This is a genomic window from Nocardia cyriacigeorgica NBRC 100375 (assembly GCF_000308555.1).
GTDB lineage: Bacteria > Actinomycetota > Actinomycetes > Mycobacteriales > Mycobacteriaceae > Nocardia > Nocardia cyriacigeorgica.
The window spans coordinates 37,438-51,942 of the sequence record NZ_BAFY01000199.1; the positions used below are offsets into that span (position 1 = coordinate 37,438).

Annotated in this window: 13 protein-coding genes; 9 read left to right on the forward strand and 4 right to left on the reverse strand. The window is 68.8% G+C overall.

What is annotated here, in order from left to right; genetic code table 11:
- The first annotated feature begins 288 nt into the window (after window positions 1–288).
- The 8 genes from RJ05_RS19910 (at window position 289) to RJ05_RS19945 (ending at window position 8,983) form a co-directional block, all read left to right on the forward strand.
- Window positions 289–1,767: an aldehyde dehydrogenase gene (locus tag RJ05_RS19910; protein ID WP_036539275.1), complete on the forward strand. Its 1,479-nt coding sequence runs from the start codon at window positions 289–291 to the stop codon at window positions 1,765–1,767.
- Between the two features lie 31 nt (window positions 1,768–1,798).
- Entirely contained in the window at window positions 1,799–2,551 is a 753-nt protein-coding gene (locus RJ05_RS19915) for an SDR family oxidoreductase (RefSeq protein ID WP_036539277.1), read from the forward strand.
- The gene (locus RJ05_RS19920; RefSeq protein ID WP_036539278.1) at window positions 2,548–3,450 is read left to right on the forward strand and encodes an NAD(P)-dependent oxidoreductase; all 903 of its coding nucleotides are present in this window, start codon (window positions 2,548–2,550) and stop codon (window positions 3,448–3,450) included. Before RJ05_RS19915 ends, RJ05_RS19920 begins: the two co-directional genes overlap by 4 nt.
- A gap of 67 nt (window positions 3,451–3,517) precedes the next feature.
- A complete protein-coding gene (locus RJ05_RS19925) occupies window positions 3,518–3,952 on the forward strand; it encodes a carboxymuconolactone decarboxylase family protein (RefSeq protein ID WP_051016751.1) in 435 nt (144 codons plus the stop codon).
- A gap of 150 nt (window positions 3,953–4,102) precedes the next feature.
- Window positions 4,103–5,575 (forward strand): FAD-dependent oxidoreductase, encoded by a 1,473-nt coding sequence (locus tag RJ05_RS19930; protein WP_036539280.1) that lies wholly within the window; start codon window positions 4,103–4,105, stop codon window positions 5,573–5,575.
- Between the two features lie 19 nt (window positions 5,576–5,594).
- Entirely contained in the window at window positions 5,595–6,173 is a 579-nt protein-coding gene (locus RJ05_RS19935; RefSeq protein WP_036539282.1) for a TetR/AcrR family transcriptional regulator, read from the forward strand.
- A gap of 27 nt (window positions 6,174–6,200) precedes the next feature.
- Window positions 6,201–6,677, forward strand: a complete 477-nt coding sequence (locus RJ05_RS19940) for a nitroreductase family deazaflavin-dependent oxidoreductase (RefSeq protein WP_036539285.1) — start codon at window positions 6,201–6,203, stop codon at window positions 6,675–6,677.
- Between the two features lie 101 nt (window positions 6,678–6,778).
- On the forward strand, window positions 6,779–8,983 hold the full coding sequence (locus RJ05_RS19945; RefSeq protein ID WP_036539287.1) for a molybdopterin oxidoreductase family protein: 2,205 nt from the start codon (window positions 6,779–6,781) through the stop codon (window positions 8,981–8,983).
- A 135-nt stretch (window positions 8,984–9,118) separates the two neighbouring features.
- Here RJ05_RS19945 and RJ05_RS19950 read toward each other — a convergent pair whose 3' ends face one another.
- The 4 genes from RJ05_RS19950 to RJ05_RS19965 form a co-directional block, all read right to left on the reverse strand.
- Window positions 9,119–10,336, reverse strand: coding sequence for a cytochrome P450 family protein (locus tag RJ05_RS19950; protein WP_081597431.1), 1,218 nt, complete (start codon window positions 10,334–10,336; stop codon window positions 9,119–9,121).
- Window positions 10,337–10,505: 169 nt separating this feature from the next.
- Window positions 10,506–11,129 (reverse strand): MBL fold metallo-hydrolase, encoded by a 624-nt coding sequence (locus RJ05_RS19955; RefSeq protein ID WP_036539291.1) that lies wholly within the window; start codon window positions 11,127–11,129, stop codon window positions 10,506–10,508.
- A complete protein-coding gene (locus RJ05_RS19960) occupies window positions 11,126–12,211 on the reverse strand; it encodes an S-(hydroxymethyl)mycothiol dehydrogenase (RefSeq protein WP_036539293.1) in 1,086 nt (361 codons plus the stop codon). The genes RJ05_RS19955 and RJ05_RS19960 overlap by 4 nt, the downstream gene beginning before the upstream one ends.
- Before the next feature lie 127 nt (window positions 12,212–12,338).
- Window positions 12,339–13,505 (reverse strand): cytochrome P450, encoded by a 1,167-nt coding sequence (locus RJ05_RS19965; RefSeq protein WP_249040617.1) that lies wholly within the window; start codon window positions 13,503–13,505, stop codon window positions 12,339–12,341.
- A 268-nt stretch (window positions 13,506–13,773) separates the two neighbouring features.
- On the opposite strand from RJ05_RS19965, the gene RJ05_RS19970 reads away from it, so the two are divergent.
- Window positions 13,774–14,328, forward strand: coding sequence for a TetR/AcrR family transcriptional regulator (locus tag RJ05_RS19970; protein WP_036539295.1), 555 nt, complete (start codon window positions 13,774–13,776; stop codon window positions 14,326–14,328).
- Window positions 14,329–14,505 lie beyond the last annotated feature (177 nt).

Below are 14,505 nucleotides of genomic sequence, written 5' to 3' on the forward strand. Positions count from 1 at the left end.
CATTCGATAACCAGTTCTCCGCTGAGATCCGGCCGTCACCGTCCGGTAGAGACACATAGCTGGACATGTGTCTGGACGGTACCAGCGTCCCGGCCCGCCGACAACGATTCCGGTGGTTTAGCCAGCATGATCGCCATTGCCGCACCGTCGTCGATATCTCAGCGAGTTCAGGTCCTTCGACTGCGGCCCATCGACCGGGCCGGCGGATTTTCTAGAACAAGTTCTTGCCTAACCGAAAGAACCCGGACTATATTCCGTACACCTGTCCAGACACGTACGGAGTCGACTATGAACAGTCTGCTGTCCGCAGACGGTGCTCCCTTGCTGATCGGCGGAAAGCTGATCGATCGAGGCGGCGCCGGCGTCTTCAGCACCGTGAATCCGGCGACCGAGGAGGAACTCGGGCACGCCGCCGATGCCGACGCCGCCGATATGGACGCCGCCATCGCCGCCGCCCGCACGGCCTTCGACACCACCGACTGGTCCCGCGACCACGCCTTCCGCGCGCACTGCCTCACTCAGCTGCGCACCGCGCTCCAGGACAATGTCGAACAGCTGCGCGAGATCACAGTCGCCGAGGCGGGCGCTCCCATCATGTTCACCCGCGGACCGCAGCTGGAAGGCCCGATCGCCGATCTGGACTTCGCCGCGAAGCTGGCCGAGACCTACACCTGGGAAACCGATCTCGGCGTCGCCGCGCCGATGGGCATCAGCAGCCGCCGGATACTGCGGCGAGAGGCGACCGGCGTGGTCGGCGCCATCACGCCGTGGAACTTCCCGCACCAGATCAATTTCGCCAAGCTGGGTCCGGCACTGGCGGCAGGCAATACCGTCGTGCTCAAGCCAGCGCCGGACACCCCGTGGTGCGCGTCAGCGGTCGGCCGGATCATCGCCGAGCACACCGATATCCCGGCCGGCGTGGTGAACATCGTGACCTCCGATGATCACAGTCTCGGCGCACAGCTGAGCTCGGACCCGCGCGTCGACATGGTGAGCTTCACCGGTTCCACCGCCACCGGTCGCGCCGTGATGACGGCCGCCGCTGCCACCATCAAGAAGACCTTCCTCGAACTCGGCGGTAAATCGGCGGCCATCGTGCTCGACGACGCCGACATCGGCGCGGCCGTCGGCGTCACCGCCTTCTCGGTGTGTGTGCACGCCGGACAGGGCTGTGCGCTGACCACCAGGCTGCTGGTTCCCCGCGCTGCCTACGAGCAGGCCGTCCAGATCGCCGCGACCACCATGGGCGGCATCGTCCCCGGTGATCCGTCCGCGCCCGGCACCGTCTGCGGGCCGCTCATCTCGGCCCGGCAGCGCGAGCGGGTGGAACGCTATCTGGCGATCGCCCGCGACGAGGGCGGGCGCATCGTGACCGGTGGTGGCCGCCCGGCCGGACGCGACCGCGGCTACTTCATCGAACCGACGCTCATCGCCGACGTCGCCGCCGACTCCACCATCGCCACCGAAGAGATCTTCGGCCCGGTGCTCGTGGTGATCCCCTACGACGGCGACGACGACGCCATCCGCCTGGCCAACGACTCCCCCTACGGCCTATCCGGTGCGGTGTGGGGCACCGATCCGGACCGCATCCGCCGCGTCACCGACGGCGTACGCACCGGAACCCTCGGCGTCAACGGCGGCATCTGGTACTCCGCCGACGCACCGTTCGGCGGTTACAAGCAGTCCGGGATCGGGCGTGAAATGGGCGTGGCGGGCTTCGAGGAATACCTGGAAACCAAGCTCATCGCCACCGCCGAACCCAGCTGACCGCCACCATCACCTATCAGGAGCACCCATCATGGTCCGTTTCACCGGAAAGTCGGCCATCGTCACCGGAGCCGCGCGTGGCATCGGTGCCGCCTACGCGCAGGCCCTGGCCGCCGAGGGGGCCAATGTCGTGGTCGCCGACCGCAATACCGAACTCGGCACGGCGGTCGCGGAAAAGATCGTGGCCGACGGCGGCTCGGCGGTCTTCGCCGAGGTCGACGTCTCCGACCCCGAATCCGCCACGGCGCTGGCCGATTTCACGGTCGCCGAATTCGGCGGCATCGATCACCTGGTCAACAATGCCGCCATCTACGGCGACATGAAGCTGGATCTGCTGCTCACCGTGCCGTGGGACTACTACCAGCGGTTCATGAACGTCAACCTCAACGGCGCGCTGATCATGACGCGCGCGGTCTGGCAGCACATGGCCGCCCGCGGCGGCGGGTCGATCGTCAACCAGTCCTCCACCGCGGCCTGGGTGTACTCCGGGTTCTACGGGCTGGCGAAGGTCGGCATCAACGGACTGACCCAGCAGCTGGCCTTCGAGCTCGGTGGTTCGAAGATCCGAATCAATGCCATCGCGCCAGGACCTATTGATACCGAAGCCACCAAAACGGTGACGCCGGGTGTCATCGTCGAGGACATGATCAAGCGGCTGCCGCTCAAGCGGATGGGTACCCCGGAAGATCTGGTCGGCGCCTGCCTGTACCTGCTGTCGGACGAGGCGAGCTGGGTCACCGGGCAGATCTTCAATGTCGATGGCGGGCAGGTGTTCCGGTCGTGAACGCCACGGCGGACGGCGCCAGGATCGGCTTCATCGGCCTGGGGAGCATGGGCGCCCCGATGGCGAAGCGGCTGCTCGAATGGCCGGGCGGGCTCACCGTCTGCGATACCCGCGCCGAGGCGGTGGCGCCGTTCACCGACGCCGGCGCCGAATCCGCGTCCTCGGCCGCCGAACTCGCGGCCAAGTGCGCGGTGATCTCGGTGGTCGTGGTCGACGACGGACAGGTTCGCCAGGTGGTGACCGGTCCGGGCGGACTGTTGGAGACCGCGGCGCCCGGCACCGTCGTCGCGGTGCACTCCACGATCAGCGATTCGACGGCGGTCGAACTGGCCGCCCGGTGCGCCGAGCGCGGGGTGGAACTGGTCGACGCGCCCGTCAGCGGTGGCGCGCCGGGCGCGAACCGGGGTGCGCTGGCGGTGATGGTCGGCGGCAGCGAGGCCGCCTTCGCCCGGGTGCGCGAACCATTCGGTTGTTTCGGCGACCTCATCGTGCACGCGGGGCCGGTGGGCGCGGGCACCCGAATGAAGCTGGCCCGCAACCTGGTTCATTTCGTCGCCTTCACCGCGGCCACCGAGGCCCAGCGACTGGCCGAGGCGGCCGGACTCGATATCACCACCCTCGGCAAGGTGGTCCGCCATTCCGATGCCGTGACCGGCGGGCCCGGCGCGATCATGCTGCGCGAGCGCACCGGTCCGATCGCCGAGGGCGACTTCTGGCTGCCGATCATGGGTCACGTGCGCGATCTCGGCGACAAGGATCTGGCCTTGGCGCTGGATCTCGGCCGCCGCCTCGGCATCGACCTGCCGCTGGCCGCGCTGGCTCGCGAGCATCTCGGGCCGGGTCTGGGAGTACCACGAGCCGCCGCGCTCGATGAGCAGACCGAGCAGGACAGCCGATGAGCTCGACAGCGATTCACGCGCCCGCGCCATCGGACGCCGCGGCCCCCGCCGAAGAGGAGATGAGCAGATGAACGAGCCGACCACCGACGCGACCGAACCCACGCTGCGCGAACGCGGCCTGGCGAAGATGGAGGAGGTGTACGGCACCCCGTTCCAGGACTATCCCAGCGATCATTTCGCGATGACGGCCGATCACCTGTTCGCCAACGTCTGGTCCAGGCCCGGATTGAGCATCCGCGACCGCAGGCTGGTGCTGCTCGGCGCGCTCACCGCCCAGGGCCTGATGGACACCGCGGCCATCCAGATCGGCGCGGCCCTGCGCAACGGAGAACTCACCGAGGAGGAACTGCACGAGATCGCGCTGTTCCTGTGCCACTACATCGGCTGGCCGACCGGAAGCAAGTTCGACATCTCGGTCACCACGATCGTGGGCCAGCAGAAGAAGGCCGCGCGGGACAAGCAGAAACGGCAGGACTCATCCGCCGAACCGCCGACGTCATGAGACTGCCGCGCCGCGACCTCGCGCCACACAGTGGGACAAGCCCTGGACACGCGGCGGCCAAGCCAACACGATGGCTCGCATCGCCACTCGCGACCTCGGTGCGCACCCTTCCGGCCTGCGCGGACACAGATTTTGTGAGGAGTACACAGCATGGCTGAATCGACACCGACCACCGTCCGCCCGCTGCCGGTGACGGAGGTGGCGAGCTGGGATCACGCGGCCGACGTCGTCGTCGCCGGGTACGGCATCGCCGGGGTCTGCGCCGCCATCGAGGCCGCGCGGGCCGGGGCGAGCGTGCTGATCCTGGAACGCACCGGCGGCTGGGGTGGGGCCGCCGCGCTGGCCGGCGGGTTCATCTACCTCGGCGGCGGCACCCCGTTGCAGCGGGCGCTCGGCTTCGACGACACCCCGGAGAACATGGCAAAATTCCTGCTCGCCGCGCTCGGGCCGGGTGCGGATCGGGACAAGATCGTCGACTACTGCGAGGGCAGCGTCGAACACTACGAGTGGCTGGTGGCCAACGGGGTGCCGTTCCGTGAGGCGTTCTGGGCCGAACCCGGCTGGGAGCCGCCGCACGACGAGGGGCTGATGTACACCGGCGGGGAGAACGCGGCGCCGTTCAACACCATCGCCGAACCCGCCCCGCGCGGCCATGTACCGCAGATGGCCGATAAGCGCACCGGCGAGAAGGGCGGCGGCTACATGCTGATGAAGCCGCTGGCCGAGACCGCCGAAAAGCTCGGCGTCGGCGTCGAATACGACATGCGGATCCAGCGCCTGGTGGTCGACGGCGAGCGGGTCGTCGGTGTGATCGCCAAACGCTACGGCGAACAGGTCGCGATCCGAGCCGAGCGCGGTGTGGTGCTTGCCACCGGTAGCTTCGCCTACCAGCAGCAGATGATCGAGGGGTACGCACCGCGGTTGATCGGCCGGCCCGCCGCCGCCATCGAGGAACACGACGGCATCGGCATCCGGGTGGCCCAGGCCCTCGGCGCCGAACTGGCCCATATGGACGCCACCGAGGTCGCGTTCTTCGGCGATCCGCAGATGCTCGCGCGCGGCATCCTCGTCAACGGGCGTGGTCAGCGCTACATCGCCGAGGACACCTACCCCGGCCGCATCGGCCAGGCCACCCTGATCCAGCAGGACAATCAGGCCTATCTGATCATCGGCGAGGCCGCCTACGAACAGGCGCTGACCACCGAGACGTCCACGCCGTTCTTCCGCCAACCACCCACCTGGGCCGCGGAATCGGTCGCCGAACTCGAATCCGAGATCGGGCTGCCCGCAGGCGCGCTCACCTCGACGGTGGAGGTGTACAACCGGCATGCCGCCGAGGGTGCCGATCCGCTGCTCGGGAAGAAACCGGAGTGGGTGACGCCGATCGAGGGTGCCGTCGCGGGCTTCGATATGCGCGGATTCACGGCGGGATTCACCCTCGGCGGACTGCGCACCGACCTGGACAGCCGGGTGCTGCACGTCGACGGACAACCCATCGCGGGCCTGTACGCGGCCGGGCGCTGCACCTCCGGGATCTGCGCGGGCGGCTACGTCAGCGGGGCCTCGCTCGGCGACGGCAGCTTCTACGGGCGCCGCGCGGGCATCGCCGCGGCCAAGAGCTGAGAATGTAGTATCCAGACACATGTCCGAAGGCGATTCCATCATCCTCGAGGCGACCCGGCGCCGCCTCACCGAGAAGCAGGCCGACACCGTCGACAAGCTGACCAAGGCGGCGGTGGAGGTACTCGCGCGCGAAGGATTCGCGGGGATGACCATCCGGATGGTCGCCGCGGCGGCCGGGGTCGGCACGGCCACCGCCTACACCTACTTCTCGTCCAAGGAACATCTGGTCGCCGAGATCTTCTGGCGGCGGCTGGCGGCCTCACCGTCGCCGGTCAGCGACGACCCCGACCCCAAGGTCCGGGTGGTCGCCGAACTGCGCAATATCGCCATGCTCGTCGCCGACGAGCAGCAGGTGTCGGGCGCGGTGACCAGCGCGCTGCTGGGCCGCGACCCCGATGTGGCGCACCTGCGCGGGCGGATCGGCAGCGAGATCCGCAAACGAATCGTGCGCGCGCTGGGGCCCGACGCCGATGACGACGTCGTCGAATCGCTGGAACTGCTCTACGCGGGCGCCCTGGTGCGCGCGGGCATGGGATACGGCTCCTACTCCGAAATCGCCGACCGCATCGAGAAATCCGCGCTGCTCATCCTGGGCTGAGCCGACCCGACCTGAACGGAAACCGCTGTGCCGACCACACGCCCACCCAAGCTCGATTCACCGCTGGTGCCCAAGTTCATCAAACTCATGTCGCGCGCGCATGTGTGGCTGTACAAGCGCAGCGGCGGCCGGATCGGCAAGAACTGGCGGATCGGGGCCGCGTTCCGCAAACCCGCGCCCAATCTGCTGCTCGAACATCGAGGACGCAAGTCCGGCAAGCTGTTCACCACACCGCTGGTGTACCTGGTCGACGGCGCGAATCTGGTGGTGGTCGCCTCCCAGGGCGGGCTGCCGAACAATCCGCAGTGGTACCACAATCTGGTCGCCGATCCCGAGGCCGCGGTGCAGATCGGCACCGAACGCCGGCTGGTGCGAGCGCACGTCGCCGACGACGCCGAGCGAGCCCGGTTGTGGCCGAAGCTGGTCGACCTGTACGCCGATTTCGACAGCTACCAGTCGTGGACCGACCGAAAGATTCCGGTGGTCGTCCTCGAACCCCGGTAATTCGGCCGAGCTGGGCGAGAAATCCGACCGTAGTCGGATCTATGCGGCCCGTTCACCCGATAGCGTGGACTACGACGTCGACAGAAGGGGCGGGTTCATCGATGAGCACGAGAACGGTCGCGCGGCAGTGCACGCTGTGTGAGGCGCACTGCGGAATTCTGGTCACGGTCGAAGACGAACGCGTCACCCGTATCGAGGGCAATCGCGAGGACGTGCTGTCCAAGGGCTACATCTGCCCGAAAGCCACCGCGATGGGCGGGCTACACCACGATCCGGACCGACTACGCACGCCGGTGCGCCGCATCGGCGAACGCTTCGAGCCGATCGGCTGGGACGAGGCGTTCAACGAGATCGGGCAGCGGCTACGCGCGATTCGCTCCGCCCATGGGCCGAGCGCCATCGGCATGTACATGGGCAACCCGGCCGCGCACAGCACCTCCGTGCTCTACGGCGGGCTGTTGCGCGCGGCCCTGATGACCAGGAACTTCTTCTCCGCCTCCTCGATCGACCAATTCCCGCAGGAATTCACCGCCTGGCGGATGTTCGGCTCCAACGCGCTGATGCCGGTCGCCGATATCGACCGCACCGACCGGCTGGTGATCCTCGGCGCCAACCCGGCGGTCTCGAACGGCTCCATCACCACCATGCCCGGCGCGAAACAGCGGATCCGCGATGTGCGCGCCCGCGGCGGCAGCGTCGTCGTCATCGACCCCCGACGCACCGAAACCGCGCGGCTGGCCGACGAACACGTCGCCGTCGCACCGGGCGGAGACGTGTATCTGCTGCTCGGCATGCTGCACGTGCTGGTCACCGAAGAGCTCTGTGACCAGCGCGCGGTGCGCGAACAATGCGCGGGCTGGGAACGGTTGCGCCGCTTGGTCGCCGGCACCACACCGGAATCCATGGCGCCGCACGCGGGCGTCGACGCCGAGACGATTCGGCGCCTGGCCCGCGACCATGCGGCCGCGCCGTCGGCGGTGCTCTACGCCAGGATCGGGGTGTGCCAGCAGGTGACCGGCACGCTGACGCACTGGCTGGTCAACACGATCAACGCGGTCACCGGCAACCTCGACCGGGCCGGCGGCCAGATGTTCGGCACCCCACCGGTCGACGCCGCTCGCTACGCGAAATACCTGCCGATGGGCCACGGCGCGTGGACCGACCGCACCGGCGCGCACAAGTCCTTCCGCAGCGAGCTACCCGTCGGCGTGCTGGCCGACGAAATCCTCACCGAGGGCCCTGGCCAGATCAAGGCGATGATCACCTACGCCGGGAATCCGGTGCTGTCCACTCCGCAGGGCGGGCGCTTGGAAGCGGCCCTGTCCTCGCTCGATTTCTATGTCGCCGTGGACATGTACATCACCGAGACCACGCGTCACGCCGACATCATCCTGCCGCCGGTGTCACCGCTGGAACGCGAGGAACTCAACATCCTGTTCCCGGTGTTCAGCGTGCGCAACAACGCTCGCTACGACGCCAAGGTGTTCGAGCCGCCCGCCGACGCCATGGAGGACTGGCAGATCCTGGCTCGGCTGATCACCGAGGTGGTGCCGCTGCCTGTCCGCCGGGTCACCGGGCGGGCCGTGAACGCGGTATTCGCGCAACTGAGTCCGCAACGCATGATTGCCGGTGCGGTCGCGACGGGCCCGTACGGTGTGCTGCGCAAAGGCCGTAAGGGGTTGACCGTCAAGCGGATCCGCGAGGCCGCGGGTGGCATCGACCTGGGCCCCTTGCGGCCGCGACTGCCCGAACTGATCGGCACCCGCGACCGCAAGGTGCAGCTCGCGCCGCCCGACTTCCTGCGCGCCATCACCTCCGTCCTCGACGATGCCGCGGCCGGTCGGGCATTGACCGCCCCCGGCGAAGGCTTCGACCTCAAACTCATCGGCCGCCGCCACCTGCGCAGCAACAACTCCTGGCTGCACAACATCCCCACGATGATGAAGGGCCGCGACCGCTGCACCGTGCTCATGCACCCCGTCGACGCCACCGAACGCGGTCTCGCCGAGGGTGATTCGGCCACCGTCGCCTCCCCCGTCGGCGCGATCACCCTGCCGGTCGAGATCAGCGACGACATCCGCCGCGGCGTCGTCGCCATCCCGCACGGCTGGGGCCACGGCGCACCCGGCGTCGGCTGGAGTGTGGCCGCCGCCCAGCCCGGCGTCAACGTGAACCTGCTGCACGACCCATCGCTCACCGACCCGCTCTCGGGCGCGGCGGCGGTGAACAACACGTGGGTGCGGGTGAGCGCGGTGACGACGGACCCGGCCGCGACGGCGGCGGTGACGTTTACCGCGGCGCCCTGACCGCCATTCGGCCACCACCATCTGAGCGCCGGGATCCGAAGCGGCCGGGGCGTCGACCGCGTCCAGTGGATCTTCACCCGAATGACGCGCCGGGGTAATCCCGGCGCGCCACGCAGATTCGCGCGGGGGGCGCGTTCAGCCCCGAGAACCACCCAGGCTCACCGGAATGGACAGCGGGCCGATGGTGAAGAAGGACGGGGCGTGTGGGACGTCGTCCGGATCGATGGCCAGGGTCAGGTCCGGGAACCGTCGATACAGCGATTCCAGGGCGAGCCTGCCCTCCAGTCGTGCGAGCGGCGCACCTATGCAGTAGCGCGGGCCATGTCCGAATCCCAGGTGCCCGCCCTGCGGCCGGGTGATGTCGAACTGATTCGCGGTATCTCCGTGCTGCGCCGGATCGACCCCGGCAGCCTGGTAGACCACGCCCACCGCGCTTCCCTTGGGAATCGGCACGCCGGCAATGGTCACATCGTCGAGGGTGAACCGGAAACTCGTCATCATCACCGAGTGCCGGTAGCGCAGCGTCTCCTCGACCACCTCGGCCCACCGACCCTGCGCCTTCGTCACCGCGAGCTGATCGGGATGCTGCGACAGCGCGAGCACGGCGTTGCCGAGCAGATACACCGTCGTCTCGTGCCCCGCAATGAGCATCAGCCACAGCACCGCGACCAGTTCGTCGGTGGTGAGCCGCTCCCCGTCGTCGCGGGCGCGGACGAGATCGGTGGTGAGGTCGTCCCCGGGCACGTTCTCCTTGCGCCGCACCAACTCGTACAGATACCCACGCAGCGCGACCTGAGTGTCGAACGCCTCCTCGGGCGTGGCGTTCTGCGACAGCGAGGCCAGCGTCCACCGCCGCAGTTGCGCCCGCTCCGACTCCGGCACCCCGAACAGTTCACTGATCACGGCCATCGGCAGCGCGTCGCAGAAGGCGGGCACCAGATCGACCCCGTCTCCGGCCCGCTCGACCTCGTCCAGTAGCGCGTCGATGAGCTGCTGGATGCGTGGTTCCAGCGCGCGCACCCGCGCGGGTGTGAAGCCCTTGCCGACCAGGCCGCGCAACCGGCGGTGGTCCGCACCATCCTTGGTGGACAGGTGGTCGCCCTGGACGATGGCCCGGAACGGCCAGTCCTCGGGAATCGATCCGTCATAGAGCGCGGGCCAGTGCTTCGGGTCGCGAGCGAAGGTCTTGTTGTCGCCGGCCAGGATCTCCTCGACCGCCTTGTGCGTCAGCGCCAGATAGGCGGGCACCCCGCCGGGAAATTCGACTTCGACAACGGGAGCGATCCTCTGTAGCCGGCGGCAGGTGTCGAGTGGTCGTTCGTCGGCGGTGGGAAAAGCAGGCAGGCTCGTCATGGCTGTGGCCCTTCGAGACAGCGCGACCTATACGGCGCGTGGTCGATGAAATACCTTGCGCCGTTTATCTTCTCAGAGTTCGCGCGCGCGTCGCCCGGACGTTTGCCACGGTTGGCAAACGCTTATCGCCGACCCGCAGAACGTCTTTCGCCCCCGACCGGTGCCCAGATCAGGACTCGGTGCCCGCCGAGGCCGGGACATTCGCGCGCTCGGCGCCCAGCGTGGTGTCGGGCCCGTGCCCGGTGTGCACCACCGTCTCGTCCGGCAAAGCGAACAACCGGTCGTTGATCGAGGCCAGGATGGTCGGGTAGTCCGAGTACGAGCGGCCGGTGGCGCCCGGTCCACCCTCGAAAAGGGTGTCGCCGCTGAACAATTCACCGAGCTCGGGCAGGTGGAGGCAGCAGGAACCCGGGGAATGGCCGGGGGTGTGCAGCACCTCGAGCTGCGCGGTGCCCGCTTCGAGCCGCTGCCCGTCGCCGAGCGCGGTGTATTCGAGGCCCGGATGGGTCTGCTGCCACAGCACGTCGTCGGCGGGGTGCAGGTAGATCGGCGCGCCGGTGGCGGCCGACAGCTGCGGGGCGACGGTGACGTGGTCGTTGTGGGCGTGGGTGCAGACGATCGCGGTGACGCGCCTGCCCGCCACCGCGTCCAGGATCGGGCGGGCGTCGTGGGCGGCGTCGATGATCAGGACCTCGGTGTCGTCACCGACCAGCCAGATGTTGTTGTCCACATCCCAGCAGCCGCCGTCCAGGCAGAACTGGCCCGAGGTGACGATGCGCTCCACCCGGGTCACAGCACGACCACCGAACGCAGCACCTTGCCGCCGTGCATGGTGTGGAACGCCTCTTCCACCGCGTCGAGCCCGATCCGTTCGGTGACGAACTTCTCCAGCGGCAACCGGCCCTGCCGGTACAGCTCGATCAGCGTGGGGAAATCACGTTCGGGCAGGCAGTCGCCGTACCAGGAAGATTTGAGCGCACCACCGCGGCTGAAGAAATCGATCAGCGGCATCTCGAGGGTCATATCGGGAGTCGGCACACCGACGAGGACCACGGTGCCCGCCAGGTCGCGGGCATAGAACGCCTGCTTCCAGGTTTCCGGGCGGCCGACCGCGTCGATCACCACGTCGGCGCCGAAACCGCCGGTGAGTTCCTGGATTTCGGCGACCGCGTCGGCGGTGGAGGCGTCGATGGTGTGGGTGGCGCCGAGTTCACGGGCGGCGTCGAGCTTGCTCGGGTCGCGGTCGACGGCGATGATCGTGGTCGCCCCGGCCAGCCGGGCGCCCGCGATCGCGGCATCGCCCACGCCACCGCAGCCGATGACGGCCACCGAATCACCACGGCCCACATTGCCGGTGTTCATCGCCGCTCCCAGCCCCGCCATCACGCCGCAGCCGAGCAAGCCGGCGACCGCCGGATCGGTGTCCGGCTCGACCTTCGTGCACTGACCCTCGTGCACCAGCGTCTTGTCCGCGAACGCTCCGATGCCGAGGGCCGGGGTCAGGGCGGTGCCGTCCTCGAGCGTCATCGGCGTGCTGGCATTGAAGGTGTCGAAGCAGTACCAGGGCCGCCCGCGCTTACACGCTCGACACTGCCCGCAGACCGCGCGCCAGTTCAGCACGACGAAGTCGCCCACCTCGACATGCGTGACGGCCTCCCCTACCGTCTCCACGATGCCCGCCGCCTCGTGTCCGAGCAGGAACGGGAACTCGTCGTTGATGCCACCCTCGCGATAGGTCAGGTCGGTGTGGCACACCCCGCACGCCTGCACCCGCACCACGACATCGTTGGGCCCCGGGTCCGGGATCACGACCGTGACGAGTTCCACCGGAGCACCCGATCGACGGGCGATGACACCTCGGACGTTCTGCGGCACGATCTCTCCTCTCTGCGCGCGTGGCCCGGGCGGGCTACAACTCTCACCGTAGCCGGGCGTATGGGTGGAACGCGCCTGCCCACGCCCCGAGTCCCGCTGACCGGAACGCCGCCCGGACAGGTGTCCATCAGCGTAGCCGGACCCGCAGGGGCAGGCTCGCGTGCCTGCGGACCATCAGGCTGGGCACCCACCGCGGCGGGGCATCGTCCACCAGCCCGAATCCGGTGGTGCGCTCGAGCAGCGTGGTGATCGCGGCCAGGGCTTCCATCCGGGCCAGGGCCGCGCCGATGCAGAAGTGCGCGCCCTTGCCGAACGCGAGGGTGGTGCGGCCGGAGCGGTCCACATCGACGATGTCCGGATCGGTGAAGGTGCCCGGGTCGCGGTTGGCCGCGCCCCACATCAGCAACAGATGACCGCCCGCCGGCAGCGCCACCCCGCCGAGCGTGGTCTCCCGGGTGATGTGGCGATGGTGTCCGCGAAACGGCGACTCCACCCGCGCCACTTCCTCGAGGAAGGCCGGGATCGCGGCGGTATCGGCGCGCAACCGATCCTGTATGCCCGGATGCTCGGCCAGGATCCGCGCCGCATTCGCGATCAGCCCGGCCGTCGACTCGCCGCCCGCGCCGACGAGCTGCACCAGGATCAGTACGGCGACGTCGGGTTCGAGCTCACCGCGTCGGCACGCCGAGGCGAGTACGTCCAGCAGCCCGGTCCCGGTGCCATCGGGCCTCGCGAGGGCGCGGGCGAACTGATCATGCAGGTATCCGGCAAGTTCGGCGGCGGAACCGACCAACGCGGGCAGCCGTCCCTCGGCGACGATGCCGCCGAGCATCTCGGTGGCGTCGTAGGCCCAGCCGAGTAATTGCGGCACGTCCTGCGACGGCACTCCGATGATGTCGGCGACCACCCCGAGCGGCAGCCGGTCTGCCAGCCCGGTGGCGATGTCGATGCGGTCACCGCGCAGCTCTTCGCGCCAGAGCCGGTCGACGAGGTCCCGCACCAGCTGCCCGAGGCCGCGTACGCGCTTGCCGATGTACGGGAAGACCAGCTTGCGATGCGCGGCGTGCACCGGATCGTCGGCCGTGGCCAGGACGTGAACGGCCTGACCGCCGCCGTCCATATCGAAGACCAGCGGCGGGCCCTCCGGCTGGTGGATCATCACCCCGGTCAAGTTCGAGGAGAAGTCCTCGACTCGGCTGGCGGCCTCGGTCACCAGGTCCCAGGACGTCACCAGGAAAAAGTCGGTCCCCGGGACCCGCCATACCGGCGACTGCTCGCGCAACATCCGGTACATCGGGTATGGGTCGTCCAGATTCGCCGGGTCGAAGATGTCGATACCGCTCGGTGCCACCACTGTGCACTCCCGTCTCGCTGCCGTTACCACGCTCGACGCTGCGCTGCCGCCGATACTCAGGTCAACAGGGGTCTCGGGGCGAGACGAGCGGCAGGGGTTCCCGGTGGAGATGCCGTCGACATTCGGCTGATGACATCGAAATATGGGGTACACAAACTGTGGAAGTTGTCTCATGCTGAGACGACATCCGACCTCAGGAGGCGACGGCATGGCTCAGCACCGCCGAGACTGGCTCGCCGGTGGCGACCGCCGCGCGGCCGCTGTCGCACGCATCGAAGCGGCCGCCACCGAATTGTTCCTCGAACGCGGGATCGACGACGTCGGCGTCGACGAGGTAGCCGCACGGGCCGGCTGCTCGCGCGCCACGTTGTACCGGCATGTCGGCGGGAAAGCCGCGCTCGTCGACGCCGTCCTGGCCAGGTCGGCGGTCACCGTCAGCGAACGGGTCGCGGCAGCGGTAGCACCGCATGCCGGGCCCCGCCGGGTAGTGGAAGCGATCCTGGCGTCGGTCGCGGCCATCCGCGCCGACCCGGTGCTGTCGCGCTGGCTGGCGACCCGCTCCGCCGCGGGCGACGGCTATCTGACCGCCTCGCCGGTGCTGTCGCGCATCGCGGCCACCCTCACCCGCACCGCCGACGACGAGGCCGCTCAATGGATCGTCCGCGTCGTGCTGTCACTGCTCACCTGGCCGCTCCCGGACGCGGCCACCGAACGCCGCTTGGTCCAGCGTTTCGTCGCCCCGGGTTTCGCTGCCCGTCCGTGAGGCCTGGGTGGGTTCGGCCCGCGGCCTTCGTGTCCTGCCCGCGCATCGGCCGGGCGACCGCTAGCCGGGACGGGAGATGGCTACAGCAGGCCCCAGGCCTGCAACAGGTACGTCACGTTGGCGGCCAGCGATGTGACGGTGTTCGCCAGGTTCAGCGCCGACGATCCGAGATCGATG

What these genes read in the sequence shown, in the direction of transcription:
- RJ05_RS19910 (WP_036539275.1), top strand. Translation starts at nt 289, where the DNA reads ATGAACAGTCTGCTGTCCGCAGACGGTGCTCCCTTGCTGATCGGCGGA.
- RJ05_RS19915 (WP_036539277.1), top strand. Translation starts at nt 1,799, where the DNA reads ATGGTCCGTTTCACCGGAAAGTCGGCCATCGTCACCGGAGCCGCGCGT.
- RJ05_RS19925 (WP_051016751.1), top strand. Translation starts at nt 3,518, where the DNA reads ATGAACGAGCCGACCACCGACGCGACCGAACCCACGCTGCGCGAACGC.
- RJ05_RS19930 (WP_036539280.1), top strand. Translation starts at nt 4,103, where the DNA reads ATGGCTGAATCGACACCGACCACCGTCCGCCCGCTGCCGGTGACGGAG.
- RJ05_RS19935 (WP_036539282.1), top strand. Translation starts at nt 5,595, where the DNA reads ATGTCCGAAGGCGATTCCATCATCCTCGAGGCGACCCGGCGCCGCCTC.
- RJ05_RS19945 (WP_036539287.1), top strand. Translation starts at nt 6,779, where the DNA reads ATGAGCACGAGAACGGTCGCGCGGCAGTGCACGCTGTGTGAGGCGCAC.
- RJ05_RS19950 (WP_081597431.1), bottom strand. Translation starts at nt 10,336, where the DNA reads ATGACGAGCCTGCCTGCTTTTCCCACCGCCGACGAACGACCACTCGAC.
- RJ05_RS19965 (WP_249040617.1), bottom strand. Translation starts at nt 13,505, where the DNA reads ATGTACCGGATGTTGCGCGAGCAGTCGCCGGTATGGCGGGTCCCGGGG.
- RJ05_RS19970 (WP_036539295.1), top strand. Translation starts at nt 13,774, where the DNA reads ATGGCTCAGCACCGCCGAGACTGGCTCGCCGGTGGCGACCGCCGCGCG.